The organism is Thioclava sp. F28-4 (assembly GCF_002020045.1).
GTDB classification, from domain to species: domain Bacteria; phylum Pseudomonadota; class Alphaproteobacteria; order Rhodobacterales; family Rhodobacteraceae; genus Thioclava; species Thioclava sediminum.
Genome location: NZ_MPZQ01000007.1, coordinates 95951 through 112031, shown reverse-complemented (window position 1 = coordinate 112031; position 16081 = coordinate 95951). Strand labels below are relative to the sequence as shown.

Genomic DNA, 16081 nt, shown 5'->3' with positions numbered 1-16081 from the left:
CAATACGAATGGGCGCGGCGGAGGCAGAGCCTTCACAGCGCGCGGCGCATCAGTTGCACCGACCGGAAGTCGAAGACCAGCCGCGTCAGCCGCGATGTGCGCCGCCCCGTGACCTCGAAGCCCAGCCGTTGATACAAGGCACGTGCGCGCAGATTCTCGTCGATCACGTCGAGGCAGAGCGCCGCATAGCCGCGCCTGCGCGCCTCATGGGACAGCGCCTCGATCAGCGCGCGCCCGATGCCCGCCCCGCGCAGCTCGGGCCGCACCGCGATCCCGTCGACCATCATCCCGCCCGCGGGCAGATCATGCGCCAGAAGATGCAGGCAGGCGCCACGCCAGAGCCCGCCGCTGCGCCCGTAATGGTTGTGTAGATCGGACCAGCTGCCGCCGACGAAAGAGCCGCGATGGGTGCGAAACCCGACCACCCCGACAAGCGTGCCGTTGCCGTCGAGCGCCGAGAGCGCGTGGCTGGGGTCGATCACGTCGGCGATGAAGCCCAGGGCGCGCGGCTCGGGGCCCATCACCCGCCCCAGCTTGCCGCCGAAGGCCTGCCAGTAGAGCCCCGCAGCCGCCGTGCGATGCTCGCGCGCGAGCCCGTGCCGGATCGACACCTGAGTCACCGTGTGGCCTCCGCCAGATGCGCGGCCGCCGCGGCGAGATCTTCCGGCGTGTTGAGATTGGTGAACGAGTCGGGGCTGCCCTCGAACTCCACCCGCGCCGCATCCGGGAAGGCCGCGCGCAGGCGCCGCTCTCCCGAGGCGAAGAGCTCCGCGATGCGCGCGCGGTCGTCGACCGGGCACAGCGCCACGCTCGGATGGTCGCGGCCATTCGAGGCGGCATAGGCCGCGCCGCCGGGGGCGCTTAGCCGGGCCACGAGATCGCGCGGCAGGAATGGCGTATCGACCGGCACGCTGAGCAGCATATCCGCGCCCTGCTCCGCCGCCCAGTCGAGCGCGCTCAGGAGCCCCGCCAGAGGCCCCTCGCCGCGCCGCTGGGGCGGATCGGGCAGCACGGGGATCGGGGCGAATCGTAGCGCCGCGCCATTGGCCGAGATCGCGAGTCTGGCCACCTGCGGGCCGATCCGGGCTGCGACATGGGCGAACAGCGGTCGCCCGGCGAGCATCACCGTCGCCTTGTCGACGCCGCCCATGCGCCGACCCTGCCCGCCTGCAAGGATCACCGCGACCACACGCGGCCCGACATCTTCGCCAGCGGTCAAGATGATTGCCTCCAATACAATCGCGCGCTTTGCCTTTGCCCGCATCCTTCCCTATCTGTCCCGCAACTGAGAACGGGAGACAAGCATCATGTCGGACATGACCGCGAACGGGACGGCCCCGAAAGGCACGATCCGAGCCGCCTATTGGCGCGGATTTCGGCATGGTCTGCCGTTCCTCCTGGTAATCATGCCCTTCGGGCTGTTGTTCGGGGTGGCGGCGACCAGTGCGGGGCTCGATCTGGCGCAGGTCATGGGCTTCTCGGTGATGGTCATCGCGGGCGCTGCGCAATTCACCGCGCTGCAGCTGATGGGCGATCACGCGCCGGTTCTGCTGATCCTCGCGGCCTCGCTTGCGGTCAACCTGCGCATGGCGATGTATTCGGCAGCGCTGACGCCGCATTTCGGCAAGGCGAAGACATGGCAGAAGGCGCTGGTGGCCTATTTCATGGTCGATCAGTCCTATGCGATGGCGGCGAACGAATACGAGGCCGAGCCGGAGATGAGCCGCGCCGAGAAGCTGGCCTATTACGCGGGCGTCTGCAGCCCGATCTGCCCGAACTGGTATGTCGCGACGCTGCTCGGCGCGCTGGTGGGGGCGAAAATCCCGCCGGAATTCGCGCTCGATTTCGCGGTGCCGATCACCTTCCTCGCGATGATTGGACCTGCCCTGCGCACGCTCGCTCATGTCGCAGCGGCGGCGGTCTCGGTCGTGGGCGCGCTGGCGTTGAGTTTCCTGCCCTCGGGTGTGGGGCTGATGATCGCCGCGGTCGCCGCGATGGTGACGGGCGCGCAGGTCGAGCTTTGGGTCGCGCGTAGAAAGGCGGTGCGGGAATGAGCGGGTATTCGGACGCCCTGATCTGGGGAATCATCATCGCGCTGGGGATAGGCACGTTCTTCCTGCGTTTCTCTTTCATGGGCTTTCTCGGCGACCGGCAATTGCCGGAATGGGCGCTGCGCTACCTGCGCTATACGCCGGTCGCGGTTCTGCCGGGGCTGGTGGCGCCGCTGGTGCTGTGGCCTGCGGCCACGGGCGGTGAGACCGACCCTGCACGGATGATCGCAGCCTTCGCAACGCTTGGGGTCGGGATTGCGACGCGCAACACGCTGTGGGCGATTCTCAGCGGGCTCGCCGCGCTTTACCTGTCACTGTGGCTGGTGGGGTGAGCCGCGTCTCGGAGGGCTTCCAGTGGAAGCCCTCAGCGGCGAACGCGCCGACCGTGGAGGCGCCGGGGCGCGATTGCTGAAAGTGCAGATCGGGGGCTCCAGCGAAGCCACCGAAGCGGCGAACGCGGATTGCGCGAGCAATGCGCCGGGGACGCCCCACTAACTCCGCCTTAGGCCTCCAGAGGGCCGCGCCCGACCTCGGGTGGGCGCTTTGCAGCGCTCGGTGGCTGGGTGCTTTATCTCGCAAGCCCGAAAGACGCACGTGCCTGCACTGACATCGCCGATGCGCCCTCCCCGGGGGAGGTCGGGCGCGGCCCGGGCCGCTTCGCGGCTGATCCGGGCATAGGTCCCTCGCAACCGACAAAGAAAAAGGCCGTGCCCGGAGGCACGGCCTTCTAACCGTCAAGGTCAGGCGATCTTACTTGATCTTGCCTTCCTTGTATTCGACGTGCTTGCGCACGACCGGATCGTATTTGTTCACGGTCATTTTTTCGGTCATGGTGCGGGCGTTCTTCTTGGTCACATAGAAGTGCCCGGTGCCCGCCGTCGAGTTCAGACGGATCTTGATCGTCGTCGGCTTCGCCATTGTTTATCTCCTAGCTCCGGGCATCGAAAAAACTACGCACCCGCGGAATCCTTGAAGCCCGCCTTTTAGCGATGCGCGATGCGGAGTCAACCGGCAAACCGGGCCGCAGGCTGAAAATTCTTCGCCCACGGCTCAGAAAGCGGTGACGCCCTTTCCGCTCAGATCAGCGGCTTGCCCATCGTCTCGTGAATCTGGGCGACTTTCTCCGTCTCGAGGCCCAGCGCCGCAGCCAGATTCGCCAGATATTGCTTCTCTGCCTCGGTATCGACGGTGATCGGCAGAAGCGCAGACGAATAGACCTGCGACTTCATGTGATCCGAGGTGGCATTGGCCAGAGCGGTGATGTCGATCGGGCCGTCGAGTTCGGATTTCACGAAGGCGATCTCTTCGTCGGAGGCGTCGGACAGGTGATCGAGGATGGTCTGGCGCTCGGTCTCGTCGATCTCGCCATCGGCTTTCGCGGCCTGAATCATCGCGCGGATCATCAGCTTGGCCTGATCCTCCATCATCGCGTTGACCGGTGTGCCCGAGGTCACGGACCCGAGCATTTCCGAGATATTGCCTGCGCCCGTTTTCGCAGCGCCGGTCATGGCACCGATCAGCGCGCCAAGCCCCGCCTCGGTCGCCGCCGTCGCGGAGGCTGCCTGAGAGCCGAACTGGCCGAAGAGACCGCGCACGGTCTCCTTGCCGCCGGGCATGCCCATCTTCTCGGCCCACTCGCCCATCTGGTCACCCATACCGCCGGGCTCGCCCGCCTTGCCGAGCGCATCCTTCATGCCGTCGAGACCGCCCATCTTGTTGAAACGCTCCACGCCCTTGGCGGCGGCGAAGCCCACCGCGAGCGTGGCCAATGTCTTCACGAAGCTCATATCATTCCCCCGAAATGCGGTTTCCTGTTGAGACAGCTTCGCGCGCAGGGACGCGCTTGGCTAGAAAAAACTCACGCGATTTACAGCTTGGCAACCACGTCGGCGAGCATCTGGCGTACCTGGCTCGCGACTTCGGTGAGGTCGTCATTCTCGACCGCGAGCATCGAGGCCACGGGATCGACGGCGCTGACCTCGATCCCGTCCTCCACCTCGCGCAGCACCACGTTGCAGGGCAGCATCGCCCCGATCCGCGGCGCGACGCCGATCGCCTCATAGGCAAGCTTGGGGTTGCAGGCGCCGAGGATCTTGTAGCGCGGCATGTCCTTGTCGAGCTTGGCCTTCATCGTGGCGGACACGTTGATCTCGGTCAGCACGCCGAAGCCCGCCTCGGCCAGCGCCTCGCGCACTTTCGCCTCGACCTCGTCGAATGCCCCGGTCATCACCTTGTCGATCGTATAGCCCATGGCAATCTCTCTCCCCTAGTTGGTCTCGGCTGTTCGCGCCTTTGCGTCGAGCGTGGCCAATTCGATGCGAAACGCAAGTCACGATCATGGAGAGGCCTGTGCTTCAATGCGCGCTCACTGTGCCGCAGTAGCGGGAACCCGTGCGGGCGGTGGCTTGTTCCTTGCCCTCGATCTTGAAGCGAAAGAAGAATTTGCGCGGATGGCCTGTAAGCCGGATTTTGTCCCGGGGGCTTGCACCCCCATGGATGACCATTCCTCTCGCCCTGCGATTGCTCACAGGGTCTAGCTGCCAACCCGGACCGCTCGGGGCGAAGCTCCCCTGCCGTCACCGCAAGCGGCGCAGCGCGCGATCCCTATTCGGCGTTGCTCCCGGTGGGGCTTGCCGTGCCGGTCCTGTTACCAGTCCCGCGGTGGGCTCTTACCCCACCGTTTCACCCTGACCCCGGCCGAAACCGAGGCGGTTTGTTTTCTGTGGCGCTTTCCGTCGGGTTTCCCCGCCCGGGCGTTACCCGGCACCGTTGCTTCATGGAGTCCGGACTTTCCTCGGGCCCCCGGCTACCCGCATACACGGGGCTACGGGAACTCGCGGCCATCCAGCCATCCGCGCAAGGCAGCAGATAAACACTCGCCCCCGCGCGGTCAATCGCCCCCGCGCACGCATGTTCCGTCAGCAAGAAACGCCGCCCCCGCATCACGAGGCCGTGAAATTTCGGGAGCAGTCCGTGCAACCACTTGCTTTTCAGGTGCGGCACGTTGACGCTGGCCGTCCATGAAGTGAAAGGGAGATCACGATGGTAAAGGGAGGACTCCGCCTCGGCCTTGCGCTCGCGGCGATGGTTTGGGCATTGCCCGCTATGGCGAATGAGAAAATCGCCATTCAGGTCAACAGCGCCGATCCGCAAGTGATGAACATGGCGCTGAACAACGCGCTCAACATGATCAAATATTACAAAGACAAAGGCGAAGAGGTCCAGATCGAAATGGTCACCTACGGGCCGGGGCTCAACATGCTGCGCGCCGACACCTCGCCGGTGAAAGCCCGCGTCGAGGAAATGGCGATGCTGGGCGAACCGATCCATTTCCGCGCCTGCGCCAATACGCTCGCGGCGATGACCAAGAAGCTCGGGAAGGAGCCTCCTATGGTCGAAGAGGCGGAAATCGTCCCCTCCGGCGCGGCCTATCTCGTCGATCTGCAACGCGATGGCTACGCCTATCTGCGGCCCTGACGGACGAAAGCGCGGGTGGCCCTTCGCTTTCCGCGCGCTTCGGTTTGAATCGCGACCCAACTCGCCCCGCACGGTATCTCGTGCGGGGCGGTTTACGTTACAGGCAGGGCTGTTTGATTGACCCCCCGGCAGGATCGGCTATCCTCTTGACAAACAAGAGCAGAAACGGGCCCGCATGACCGCCCTCTCCGAATATGAACGCCTCGAGGCGATCGGTATATGGCGTCCCGATGCGGACGCGCAGCGCCGCGAGGTGATCCTCTCGCTGGGCGACGCGACGCTTGTGCTGTCGGAGGCGCGCTCCGGCACGGCGCTCGCGCATTGGTCGCTGCCTGCCATGCATCGCCGCAATCCCGGCAAACGCCCCGCGATCTTCGCTCCTTCCGAGGAGCCGGGCGAAGAGCTCGAGATCGAAGACGAGACGATGATCGCCGCGATCGAGAAGGTCCATGCGATCATCGCGGCAAAGCGCCCGCACCCGGGGCGGCTGCGCGGTGTGCTCATCGGGGCGGTGCTGCTGTCAGTCGGCGCCGTGGCGCTGTTTTGGCTGCCCTCGGCGCTGGTCGATCATGCCGCGCGCGTCGCCCCCCAGGCGAAACGCGTCGAGATCGGCCGCAAGCTGCTCTCCGAGATGGTGAAAATGACCGGCTCGGCCTGTCACAGCCCCGGCGGCGATCGCGCCCTCTCCGCACTGGCGGAACGGCTGCCCGGACAATCGGTCATCGCGGTCCTGCCGCAGGCGCTCGAAGGGGCGCGGCTGTTACCGGGCGGGATGACGGTCGTCGGACGCGATACGATCGACGGGCCGGATACGCCCGAGGTCGTCGCGGGCTACATCATCGCCGCGCAGAACAGCGCCGCCGGAGGGCGCCCGCTGCACCGGATGCTCGACCGTCTCGGCCCCGCGGCAGCTCTGCGGCTGCTGACGACAGGCGATCTTCCCGAGAGCGGGCTTGCCGAATATGCGCAGGACCTGCTGCAGCATCCCCCGGCGCGGGCCGATGGCGACACGCTGCTGCGCGCCTTCCGCGACGCCGGGGTCAGCGCGACGCCCTATGCCTACGCGCTCGACCCGACCGGAGAGTCGGTGTTGGGCCTGATCGAGGCCGACCCGTTCAAGGGCCAGCCTGCGCCGAAGCCGGTTCTGGAAGATGCGCAATGGGTGGCGCTGCAGGACATCTGCTCTGCGCAATGAAAAACGGCCCCGAAGGGCCGTTTGATCTCTCCCGAAATTTCACGCCGCGTCAGCGCACGAGCGCATCCGGGAAGCCCGCCCGACGCGCCGAGGCCAGCGCCGAATTCAGCTTCGCGGTATCGTAAAACGGCCCGGCATAGACCACCGTCAGCTCCTGCGTCTTGGAGGTCGCGACCGGCAGTCCCAGCGCCTGCAGACGCTTCGTTGCAGCGGCGACATTCGCGACATTGCCGAAGCTGCCGACCTGCACATATTGCTTGCCGTTCGAACCGACCGGCGCGACCGATTTGCTCGACACGGTGACGGTCGGCACCACCACGATGCGCGGCTTCGGCACCGGCGGATAAGAGCCCTCGACATAGACCTGATCCGGCGTCGCGGTGGGGCGAAGCTGCATCGGCGTCTCTTCGGTCCAGCGCGCGCGCATCTGTGCATTGCCGTGGACGGTGCGCGGGCCGCGATAGGGGTTCAGCCGCCCATCGTCGAAGGCATTCGTCCAGCCATTCTGCGGCTTGGGCGCGTGGGTCATCACCGGGGCGAGCCCACCGACGCTCACGCTGTGAGACACGCGCGACGGATCGCGCAGCACAGGCGGAGAGGTCGGGGTCGGCGAATAGGGCGCGCGCATCGCGGCAGTGGCGCGGGCCGCAGGGTTCGCAGCCACGGTTACCGACGCAACCGGCACGGTGGGCGCCACGCTGGGCGTATGGCCGCAGACGATGCCGCGGTCGCTATTCATCTGCGGCACCCAGCGCACGGCGCCGCCATAATCCGCGCGCACGAACACGCAGCCCTGACTGTCGACATATTGCGGATCGGTATAGCTCGCCGGGGGCATTTCGGCGGGCGCATATTGCTGCGCCTTCGACTCCGATGCGAAGCCTCCCAGCCCCAGCGTGAGAATCGCGCACAGACCAGCCGCCGCCCCTGCTTTCAGTCGCATATCCACCCCCTGATGTTTTCAAGGGGAGGATAGCCGGGTTTGCCTTTGAGTAAAGGGTGTTGGCCTTACTTCGTCCCGAACATCCGGTCGCCCGCATCGCCCAGACCCGGCACGATATAGGCGTGATCGTCGAGCCTCTCATCAAGCGCGGCGGTCACGATCGGCACATCCGGATGCGCCTCTTTCATGCGCGCGACGCCCTCAGGGGCGGCCAGCAGGCACATGAAGCGAATGTTCTTCGCACCCTTTTCCTTGATCAGGTCGATCGCCGCGACCGAGGAGTTTCCGGTGGCCAGCATCGGATCGACCACGATGGTCAGACGATCTTCGAGCTCGCTCGGCAGCTTGCAATAGTATTCGACCGGCTTCAGCGTCTCGGGGTCGCGGTAGAGGCCGACAAAGCCCACGCGCGCCGCCGGGATCAGCTCCAGCACGCCATCCAGCAGACCGTTGCCCGCCCGCAGAATCGACACCAGCGCGAGTTTCTTGCCTGCGAGGATCGGCGCGTCCATCTCCTGAAGCGGCGTCTCGATATTCTTCGAGGTCAGTTCCAGCTCCGAGGTGATCTCATAGGCCAGCAGCAGGCTGATCTCGCGCAGCAGACGACGGAAGGACGCGGTCGACGTGTCCTTCTCGCGCATCAGGGTCAGTTTGTGCTGCACCAGCGGATGTTTGACGACGGTCAGATGGTCACTCATTGTGTTGTCCCTCACAGAAAGCTTTTGCCCGGCCCTTGCGCCGGAATGTTCAGATGCGTGGCGAGCGAAGCCGCGAGATCCACATAGCCCACATTGCCCACGCTGCGCGACCCGATACCGGGGCCCGCGCCCAGAACCGGCACGCGTTCGCGGGTGTGATCGGTGCCGCGCCAACTTGGATCGTTGCCGTGATCGGCGGTGAAGATCGCCAGATCGCCCGGTTGCAGGCGGTCGAGGAATTTGGCCGCCACCGTATCGAACCATTCCAGCGCGCGGGCATAGCCCGAGATGTCGCGGCGATGGCCGTAGAGGCTGTCGAACTCGACGAAATTGGCGAAGGTGAGCGAGCCGTCCTCGGCCTCATCCGCCAGCCGGATCAGGTGATCGGCCAGATCGGCATCGCCCTTGCCCTTGTGCAGATGCGTGATGCCGCGATGCGAGAAGATATCCCCGATCTTGCCGATCGCATGGGTCACGCGGCCCGCATCATAGGCCCAGTCCAGCAGCGTCGGCGACGGCGCCGGGATCGCGTAATCGCGGCGGTTCGGCGTGCGGGTGAATTGCCCGTTCTCGCCGATGAACGGCCGCGCGATCACGCGCCCCACCTTCATCGCGTGGAGCGTCGGCGCGAGCCCCTCGCAGAGCTTCAAAAGGCGGTCGAGGCCGAAATGCTCCTCATGGGCTGCGATCTGGAAGACGCTATCGGCGGAGGTGTAGCAGATCGGCCAGCCGGTGCGGATATGCTCGTCGCCCAACTCCTCAATGATATTGGTGCCCGAGGCGTGGCAATTACCCAAGATGCCGTCCGTGCCTGCGATCTCGCAGGCTTTCGCGACCAGATCGGGCGGGAAGCTGTTCGTCTGATCGGGGAAGTAATGCCATTCCCACGGCACCGGCACACCGGCCAGTTCCCAATGGCCCGAGGGCGTGTCCTTGCCGGGAGAGATCTCGGTGGCCGCGCCCCAGAGCCCGACAGGTTCGACCATCAGCCCCGGCGCCTCCTCGCCCGAGGCGAGCTTCACGCCCGCGCCCAGACCAAGCCCTGCCAGCGTCGGCATATTCAGCGGACCCGAACGGCCTTCCTCAGCGCGCCCCTCAGCGCAGGCCTGCGCGATATGGCCCACGGTATTCGCGCCCGTATCCGGCGCACCGTCGTTGAAGAAGCGATCCGCATCGGGCGCGCCGCCGATCCCGACGCTGTCCATCACGATCAGAAAGGCGCGGCTCATTGCACATCCTCCGGGCCGATCCGCTCGTGGATCAGGGGCGGCTCTTCGGGGGCCTCGTCACTCAATTCGATCGCGGCCAGAAGGGCGGCTTCGGCGGCATCGGCGTCGCGGTCATTCGCGGCATGGATCGTCACCAGCGGCTCGCCCGCGGCCATGTCCTCGCCCAGCGCCACGATCTCCCACAGACCGACCGAGGGGTTGATCTTGTCGGTGCCGACCAGACGCCCGCCGCCCAGATGCACCACCGCCTCGCCCACCGCGCGGGTGTCGATGCGGCTGACGAAGCCCGCGCGCGGGGCCTCAACCGCCCGGATCACCGGGGCCGAGGGTAGTCGGTCGAGGAAGCGTTCGACGAAATCGCTCGGACCACCCAACGCCGCCACCATCTTGCCGAAGACCTCGACCGCGCGCCCGTTGCTGAGCACCTCGTCGATCCGCGCCGTGCCCTCGACCGCGTCCTTGGCCAGCCCCGCGAGCACCAACGCTTCGCCGCCCAGCGCCGCAGTCACATCCCACAGCGCCTCGTTCACGCCGGTGCCGGTCAGCGTCTCCATCACCTCGATCACCTCCAGCGCATTACCCGCCGAATGGCCCAGTGGCTGGTCCATATCGGTTATCAGCGCCGTAGTCTTGCAGCCCGCGCCATTCGCGGTGGCGACAAGGCTCTGCGCCAGCGCCTTCGCATCCTCAGGCCGCGCCATGAACGCGCCCGAGCCGACCTTCACATCGAGGGTCAGCCCTTCCAGCCCGGCGGCCAGCTTCTTCGACAGGATCGAGGCGGTGATCAGGTCGATGCTCTCGACCGTGCCGGAGATGTCGCGGATCCCGTAGAGGCGCTTGTCGGCCGGGGCGATCTCGCCCGTGGCACCGACGATCGCGCAGCCGACTTCGGCCACGACCTTGCGCAAAGCGCCGATGCCGGGGGTCGCGTCATAGCCGGGGATCGCTTCCATCTTGTCGAGCGTGCCGCCGGTATGGCCCAAGCCCCGCCCCGAGATCATCGGAACGTAGCAACCACAGGCCGCCAGCGCCGGCGCGAGCAGCAGCGAGACGGAATCCCCCACCCCACCAGTCGAATGCTTGTCGATCACCGGGCCGGGCATGTCCCAGCGCAGAACCTCGCCGGAATCGCGCATCGCTTGCGTCAGCGCGACGCGCCCCTCGGTGCCGATGCCTTTCAGCAGAACGGCCATCGCGAAGGCCCCCGCCTGCGCATCCGAGACCGAGCCATCGGCCAGACCGCGCGCGAACCATTGGGCTTGATCTGCGCTCAGGCTTTTGCCGTCGCGCACCGATTGAATAATGCTGCGGGCGTCCATCAGGTGTTTTCCATATGGCTCATGTCGAAGCGACCGGGCAGCAGATCGCCCACCGTCGTGTCGAGCCGCTCGCCCTCGGTGGTGGCCAGCGTCACCGGCGTGTCGTGGCGCGCGAATTCCGCCAGCTTCTGACGGCAGCCGCCACAGGGCGGCACGGGCGTCGGGCTGTCGGCGATCACGGCGACCTCGGTGATCTCGGTCTCCCCGGCCGCCACCATCGCGGCGATCGCGCCAGCCTCGGCACAGGTGCCTTCGGGATAGGCCACGTTCTCGACATTCACGCCGCTATAGATGGTGCCGGACGCCCCGCGCACCGCCGCACCGACCTTGAATTTCGAATAGGGCGCATAGGCGTTTTCGCGCACCTGACGGGCAGAATCGAGCAACGACATCGGCGGTCTCCGGGCCATGGCCGGAGCGTAAAATTTGTCCAGCCGGTTGAGTTCTCCCGATCCTGCGCCGCACCTGCGCCGGATGCAAGCGCTCACCTCGCGCCATCCGCCGCCTCGCGCGGAGTTCATGCCGCAGCGTAATTTCATGGGGTTGCAATCACCCCCTTCGTGCTATCTAGAACGGCGGGAGAGTCGCGCGCGAAAAATTAGTTTAGCGCTAAACCAGTTTCGGGAGGATCTCATGGAAGAGCTGCGTCAGGACAACCTGCGTCAGTCGGCACTGGACTATCACGCCAAGCCGAAACCCGGAAAACTGGAAATTCGCGCGACGAAGCCGCTCGCCAACGGACGCGATCTGGCCCGCGCCTATTCCCCCGGCGTGGCGGAGGCCAGCCTTGCGATCAAGGAAGATCCCGACACCGCACGCGACTATACCGCGCGGGGCAATCTGGTCGCCGTCGTCACCAATGGCTCGGCCGTGCTGGGCCTTGGCAATATCGGCCCGCTCGCCGCGAAGCCGGTGATGGAAGGCAAGGCGGTCCTGTTCAAGAAATTTGCCGATATCGACTGTTTCGATATCGAAGTCGCCGAGAAAGACCCCGAGAAGCTGGCCGAGATCGTCTGCGCGCTCGAGCCCTCTTTCGGCGCGATCAACCTCGAAGACATCAAGGCCCCCGACTGCTTTATCGTGGAGAAGATTTGCCGCGAGAAGATGAACATCCCGGTCTTTCACGACGACCAGCACGGCACCGCGATCGTCGTGGGGGCCGCAGCGACCAACGCGCTGCGCATCGCGAAGAAGAACTTCGAGGACATCAAGATCGTCTCGACCGGCGGCGGCGCGGCCGGCATCGCCTGCCTTAACATGCTGCTGAAGCTGGGCGTGAAGCGCGAGAATGTCTGGCTCTGCGACATCGAGGGGCTGGTCTACAAGGGCCGCGAAGCTGACATGACGCCGCAAAAGGCGGAGTATGCGCAGGACAGCGATCTGCGCACGCTCGACGATGTCATCGAGGGCGCGGATATGTTCCTCGGCCTCTCCGGCCCCGGCGTGCTGAAGCCCGAGATGGTGCAGAAGATGGCCAAGCAGCCGATCATCTTCGCGCTGGCGAACCCGAACCCGGAAATTCTGCCCGACGTGGCCCGCGAGGTCGCGCCCGATGCGATCATCGCGACCGGGCGCAGCGACTTCCCGAACCAGGTCAACAACGTGCTGTGCTTCCCCTTCATCTTCCGGGGCGCACTGGACGTGGGCGCGACCACGATCAACGACGAGATGCAGATCGCCTGCGTCGAGGGGATCGCGAAGCTCGCGCGGCAAACGACCTCTGCCGAGGCCGCTGCCGCCTATCGCGGCGAGAAGCTGACTTTCGGGGCGGATTACCTGATCCCGAAACCCTTCGATCCGCGGCTGATCGGCATCGTCGCCTCTGCCGTGGCGAAGGCCGCGATGGAGACTGGCGTGGCGGCCCGCCCGCTGGAAAATCTGGATGCCTACAAGGTTCAGCTCGACGGCTCGGTGTTCAAATCCGCGCTGCTGATGCGCCCGGTCTTCGATGCCGCCGCGACCGCAAGACGTCGCATCGTCTTCGCCGAAGGCGAGGATGAGCGCGTGCTGCGCGCCGCCAACGCGATGATCGAGGAGACCACCGACACGCCGATCCTGATCGGTCGTCCCGACGTGATCGAGATGCGCTGCGAACGGGCGGGGCTGCCGCTCGATCTGGGCGCGGTCGAGATCGTGAACCCCGAAAACGACCCGCGCTATCGCGACTATTGGGGCACCTATCACGAGCTGATGGCCCGGCGCGGCGTCACCCCCGATCTGGCGCGCGCGATCATGCGCACCAACTCCACCGCCATCGCCGGGGTCATGGTCCATCGCGAGGAAGCGGATTCGATGATCTGCGGCACGTTCGGGCAATATCTCTGGCACCTGAAATACGTGCGCGAAATCCTCGCCCGCGACGGGCTGCATGCCCAAGGCGCGCTGAGCCTGATGATCCTCGAAGACGGCCCGCTTTTCGTGGCCGACACCCATGTCCATCACGCGCCCACGCCCGAGCAGATCATGGAGACGGTCTGCGGCGCCGCGCGCCACGTCTCGCGCTTCGGCCTGAAGCCGAAGATCGCGCTGTGCTCGCATAGCCAGTTCGGCAATCTCGACAGCGACTCGGGCGAGCGGATGCGCGCCGCGATGAATCTGCTGATCAGGCGCGAGGTGAATTTCGACTTCGAGGGCGAGATGCATGTCGATGCGGCTCTCGATCCCGAGACCCGCGCCCGGCTGATGCCGAATTCGCGCTTCGAGGGGGCGGCGAACGTGCTGGTCTTCGCCAATACCGACGCGGCCTCGGGCGTGCGCAACATCCTCAAGATGAAAGCAGGCGGCCTCGAAGTCGGGCCGATCCTGATGGGGATGGGCAACAAGGCGCATATCGTGACGCCCTCGATCACCTCGCGCGGGTTGCTGAACATGTCGGCCATCGCGGGCACGCCGGTCGCACACTACAGCTGAGTCGCGTGCACCTGCGAAATTTGCAAACCCCTCCCAGGCTGCAAAGAAGCTGAATACTCGCCCGCAGTTTGCAAAAGTTTGCGGGCGATTTTTCGCGCTTTCTGCAAATTTTTTGGCGTCGCACCCGATTGTGCGCGGTAACATTCTTGCGCCAACGCGTTGCGCTTCGTAACACATCTCCAAATTCCTGAGGAGGAGATGTTCGCATGGGCTACAAAGAGGTCTATTCCGCCTGGCAGGCCGATCCCGAGAAATTCTGGATGGACGCCGCCGAGAAGATCGACTGGGACGAGAAGCCCTCGAAGGCCCTGTTTGACGGAAACGCGCCGCTCTACGAATGGTTCTCGGACGGGATGGTCAACACCTGCTGGAACGCGGTCGACCGCCATGTCGAGCAAGGGCGCGGCGATCAGATCGCGATCATGCATGAGAGTCCGATCACCCACTCGACCAAGGGCATCACCTACAAGGAACTGCAGACCCGTGTGGCCTCGCTCGCGGGCGCGCTGAAGATGCGCGGCGTCGAAAAGGGCGACCGCGTCATCATCTACATGCCGATGATCCCCGAGGCGCTGGAGGCGATGCTCGCTTGCGCCCGGATCGGCGCGGTCCATTCGGTCGTGTTCGGCGGCTTCGCGGCGCACGAGCTCGCGGTGCGGATCGACGACTGCACCCCCAAGGCGATCATCGCGGCAAGCTGCGGCCTCGAGCCCGGGCGCACCGTGCATTACAAACCGCTTCTGGACGAGGCGATCGAACAGGCCGAGCACAAGCCGGAATTCTGCGTCATCTTCCAGCGCGAACAGGAAGTGGCGAAGCTGATCGAGGGGCGCGACTTCTCGTGGCACGGCTTCCAATATGGCGTGAAACCCGCGGACTGCGTTCCCGTCGAGGGCAACCACCCGGTCTACATCCTCTACACCTCCGGCACGACCGGCCAGCCCAAGGGCGTCGTGCGCCATACCGGCGGCCATCTCGTCGCGCTGCAATGGTCGATGAAGAACATCTACAATATCGAGGCGGGCGACCGCTTCTGGGCGGCGTCCGATGTCGGCTGGGTCGTGGGCCACTCCTACATCTGCTACGGCCCGCTGATCGCGGGCGCGACCACAGTGGTGTTCGAGGGCAAGCCGATCGGCACCCCGCATCCGGGCGTTTTCTGGCGGATCATCCAGAACAACCGCATCAAGAGCTTCTTCACCGCCCCCACGGCGCTGCGCGCGATCAAGCGCGAGGATCCGAACGGTGAATGGATCAAGCGCTACGCGCTGCACGATCTGCAGGCGCTGTTCCTCGCAGGCGAGCGGGCCGATCCCGCGACCGTCGAATGGGCGCAGAAACATCTCGGCGTTCCGGTGGTCGATCACTGGTGGCAGACCGAGACCGGCTGGGCCATCGCCGCGAACCCGATCGGGATCGAAGAGCTACCGACCAAGGTAGGCAGCCCCTCAGTGCCGATGCCGGGCTACGACATTCAGGTGCTCGACGAGGGCGGCCATCCGGTCGAGACGGGCCAGCTTGGCGCCATCGCGATCAAGCTGCCGCTACCTCCGGGCACGCTGCCGACGCTGTGGAACGCCGAGGCGCGCTTCAAGAAAAGCTACCTCGAGCAATTCCCCGGCTATTACGAGACGGGCGACGCGGGCTATGTCGACGAGGACGGCTATCTCTACATCATGGCGCGCACCGATGACGTCATCAACGTCGCGGGCCACCGTCTCTCGACCGGGGCGATGGAAGAGGTCCTTGCCGGACATCCCGATGTTGCCGAATGCGCCGTGATCGGCGTGGCCGACGACCTGAAGGGGCAGACGCCGATGGGCTTCCTGTGCCTCAATTCGGGCTGCAACCGCCCGCATGAAGAGGTCGTCAAGGAATGCGTGAGCCGCGTGCGCGAGCAGATCGGCCCGGTCGCGGCCTTCAAACTCGCCACCGTGGTGGACCGCCTGCCGAAGACCCGCTCGGGCAAGATCCTGCGGGCCACGATGGTGAAGATCGCAGACGGGCAGGAGTGGAAAATGCCCGCGACGATCGACGACCCCGCGATCCTCGACGAGATCACCGAGGCGCTGAAAGGGCTTGGCTACCCGAAGAAATGAGCGGCGCTCATCATAAGCAACGCTCATTGTGAGCGAAGCAGATAAGCACCACATCAAAAGTTTACGCCAGAGTTAAGAAGCCGCATCCACAATGGGTGCGGCTTTATGTTATTGTTTATGCTATCGAAGGTTAATTTGAGACCCGTACCCCGGAACCATC

Annotated in this window: 16 protein-coding genes and 1 other RNA gene; 6 read left to right on the top strand and 11 right to left on the bottom strand. The window is 65.4% G+C overall.

The window, feature by feature from the left end:
* Positions 1–32: 32 nt before the first annotated feature.
* Both BMI87_RS15480 and mobA read right to left on the bottom strand, forming a co-directional pair.
* Complete coding sequence (locus BMI87_RS15480) at positions 33–620, bottom strand: GNAT family N-acetyltransferase (RefSeq protein ID WP_246832715.1); 588 nt, start codon at positions 618–620, stop codon at positions 33–35.
* Positions 617–1219, bottom strand: coding sequence for a molybdenum cofactor guanylyltransferase MobA (gene mobA, locus BMI87_RS15475; protein ID WP_256376244.1), 603 nt, complete (start codon positions 1217–1219; stop codon positions 617–619). Before mobA ends, BMI87_RS15480 begins: the two co-directional genes overlap by 4 nt.
* A gap of 88 nt (positions 1220–1307) precedes the next feature.
* Between mobA and BMI87_RS15470 the strand changes: the two genes are divergently transcribed.
* The gene (locus BMI87_RS15470; RefSeq protein WP_246832714.1) at positions 1308–2054 is read left to right on the top strand and encodes an AzlC family ABC transporter permease; all 747 of its coding nucleotides are present in this window, start codon (positions 1308–1310) and stop codon (positions 2052–2054) included.
* On the top strand, positions 2051–2383 hold the full coding sequence (locus BMI87_RS15465) for an AzlD domain-containing protein (protein WP_078522516.1): 333 nt from the start codon (positions 2051–2053) through the stop codon (positions 2381–2383). The genes BMI87_RS15470 and BMI87_RS15465 overlap by 4 nt, the downstream gene beginning before the upstream one ends.
* A 418-nt stretch (positions 2384–2801) precedes the next feature.
* On the opposite strand, the gene rpmG is transcribed toward BMI87_RS15465, so the two are convergent.
* From rpmG to rnpB, 4 genes are all read right to left on the bottom strand, one after another.
* The gene (gene rpmG, locus BMI87_RS15460; protein WP_011750518.1) at positions 2802–2969 is read right to left on the bottom strand and encodes a 50S ribosomal protein L33; all 168 of its coding nucleotides are present in this window, start codon (positions 2967–2969) and stop codon (positions 2802–2804) included.
* Between the two features lie 158 nt (positions 2970–3127).
* Complete coding sequence (locus BMI87_RS15455; RefSeq protein ID WP_078522515.1) at positions 3128–3838, bottom strand: tellurite resistance TerB family protein; 711 nt, start codon at positions 3836–3838, stop codon at positions 3128–3130.
* An 80-nt stretch (positions 3839–3918) separates the two neighbouring features.
* Entirely contained in the window at positions 3919–4302 is a 384-nt protein-coding gene (locus BMI87_RS15450; protein ID WP_078522514.1) for a DUF302 domain-containing protein, read from the bottom strand.
* Positions 4303–4493: 191 nt separating this feature from the next.
* Positions 4494–4907: RNase P RNA component class A (rnpB, locus tag BMI87_RS15445), an RNA gene on the bottom strand.
* A 186-nt stretch (positions 4908–5093) separates the two neighbouring features.
* Here rnpB and BMI87_RS15440 point away from each other — a divergent pair.
* Together BMI87_RS15440 and BMI87_RS15435 are read left to right on the top strand one after the other, a co-directional pair.
* Positions 5094–5528, top strand: a complete 435-nt coding sequence (locus tag BMI87_RS15440) for a DsrE family protein (RefSeq protein ID WP_078522513.1) — start codon at positions 5094–5096, stop codon at positions 5526–5528.
* A gap of 175 nt (positions 5529–5703) precedes the next feature.
* Positions 5704–6723 (top strand): hypothetical protein, encoded by a 1020-nt coding sequence (locus BMI87_RS15435; protein WP_078522512.1) that lies wholly within the window; start codon positions 5704–5706, stop codon positions 6721–6723.
* Positions 6724–6772: 49 nt separating this feature from the next.
* Here BMI87_RS15435 and BMI87_RS15430 read toward each other — a convergent pair whose 3' ends face one another.
* The 5 genes from BMI87_RS15430 to BMI87_RS15410 all read right to left on the bottom strand — a co-directional run bounded on the left by BMI87_RS15430 (position 6773) and on the right by BMI87_RS15410 (position 11304).
* A complete protein-coding gene (locus BMI87_RS15430) occupies positions 6773–7666 on the bottom strand; it encodes an SPOR domain-containing protein (protein ID WP_078522511.1) in 894 nt (297 codons plus the stop codon).
* 65 nt (positions 7667–7731) lie between these two features.
* Positions 7732–8364, bottom strand: a complete 633-nt coding sequence (upp, locus tag BMI87_RS15425) for a uracil phosphoribosyltransferase (RefSeq protein WP_078522510.1) — start codon at positions 8362–8364, stop codon at positions 7732–7734.
* An 11-nt stretch (positions 8365–8375) separates the two neighbouring features.
* A complete protein-coding gene (locus BMI87_RS15420) occupies positions 8376–9593 on the bottom strand; it encodes a phosphopentomutase (protein WP_078522509.1) in 1218 nt (405 codons plus the stop codon).
* Positions 9590–10912, bottom strand: coding sequence for a thymidine phosphorylase (locus BMI87_RS15415; RefSeq protein WP_078522508.1), 1323 nt, complete (start codon positions 10910–10912; stop codon positions 9590–9592). Before BMI87_RS15415 ends, BMI87_RS15420 begins: the two co-directional genes overlap by 4 nt.
* Entirely contained in the window at positions 10912–11304 is a 393-nt protein-coding gene (locus tag BMI87_RS15410; protein WP_075773944.1) for a cytidine deaminase, read from the bottom strand. Before BMI87_RS15410 ends, BMI87_RS15415 begins: the two co-directional genes overlap by 1 nt.
* Before the next feature lie 241 nt (positions 11305–11545).
* Here BMI87_RS15410 and BMI87_RS15405 point away from each other — a divergent pair, with 241 nt between their 5' ends.
* A complete protein-coding gene (locus tag BMI87_RS15405; RefSeq protein ID WP_078522507.1) occupies positions 11546–13822 on the top strand; it encodes an NADP-dependent malic enzyme in 2277 nt (758 codons plus the stop codon).
* A gap of 206 nt (positions 13823–14028) precedes the next feature.
* Complete coding sequence (locus BMI87_RS15400) at positions 14029–15921, top strand: propionyl-CoA synthetase (RefSeq protein WP_078522506.1); 1893 nt, start codon at positions 14029–14031, stop codon at positions 15919–15921.
* Positions 15922–16081 lie beyond the last annotated feature (160 nt).

Excerpts from the sequence above, each read along its gene's own strand:
- BMI87_RS15470 (WP_246832714.1), top strand. The coding sequence starts at position 1,308 with ATGTCGGACATGACCGCGAACGGGACGGCCCCGAAAGGCACGATCCGA.
- BMI87_RS15465 (WP_078522516.1), top strand. The coding sequence starts at position 2,051 with ATGAGCGGGTATTCGGACGCCCTGATCTGGGGAATCATCATCGCGCTG.
- rpmG (WP_011750518.1), bottom strand. The coding sequence starts at position 2,969 with ATGGCGAAGCCGACGACGATCAAGATCCGTCTGAACTCGACGGCGGGC.
- BMI87_RS15455 (WP_078522515.1), bottom strand. The coding sequence starts at position 3,838 with ATGAGCTTCGTGAAGACATTGGCCACGCTCGCGGTGGGCTTCGCCGCC.
- BMI87_RS15450 (WP_078522514.1), bottom strand. The coding sequence starts at position 4,302 with ATGGGCTATACGATCGACAAGGTGATGACCGGGGCATTCGACGAGGTC.
- BMI87_RS15440 (WP_078522513.1), top strand. The coding sequence starts at position 5,094 with ATGGTAAAGGGAGGACTCCGCCTCGGCCTTGCGCTCGCGGCGATGGTT.
- BMI87_RS15435 (WP_078522512.1), top strand. The coding sequence starts at position 5,704 with ATGACCGCCCTCTCCGAATATGAACGCCTCGAGGCGATCGGTATATGG.
- BMI87_RS15430 (WP_078522511.1), bottom strand. The coding sequence starts at position 7,666 with ATGCGACTGAAAGCAGGGGCGGCGGCTGGTCTGTGCGCGATTCTCACG.
- upp (WP_078522510.1), bottom strand. The coding sequence starts at position 8,364 with ATGAGTGACCATCTGACCGTCGTCAAACATCCGCTGGTGCAGCACAAA.
- BMI87_RS15420 (WP_078522509.1), bottom strand. The coding sequence starts at position 9,593 with ATGAGCCGCGCCTTTCTGATCGTGATGGACAGCGTCGGGATCGGCGGC.
- BMI87_RS15415 (WP_078522508.1), bottom strand. The coding sequence starts at position 10,912 with ATGGACGCCCGCAGCATTATTCAATCGGTGCGCGACGGCAAAAGCCTG.
- BMI87_RS15410 (WP_075773944.1), bottom strand. The coding sequence starts at position 11,304 with ATGTCGTTGCTCGATTCTGCCCGTCAGGTGCGCGAAAACGCCTATGCG.
- BMI87_RS15405 (WP_078522507.1), top strand. The coding sequence starts at position 11,546 with ATGGAAGAGCTGCGTCAGGACAACCTGCGTCAGTCGGCACTGGACTAT.
- BMI87_RS15400 (WP_078522506.1), top strand. The coding sequence starts at position 14,029 with ATGGGCTACAAAGAGGTCTATTCCGCCTGGCAGGCCGATCCCGAGAAA.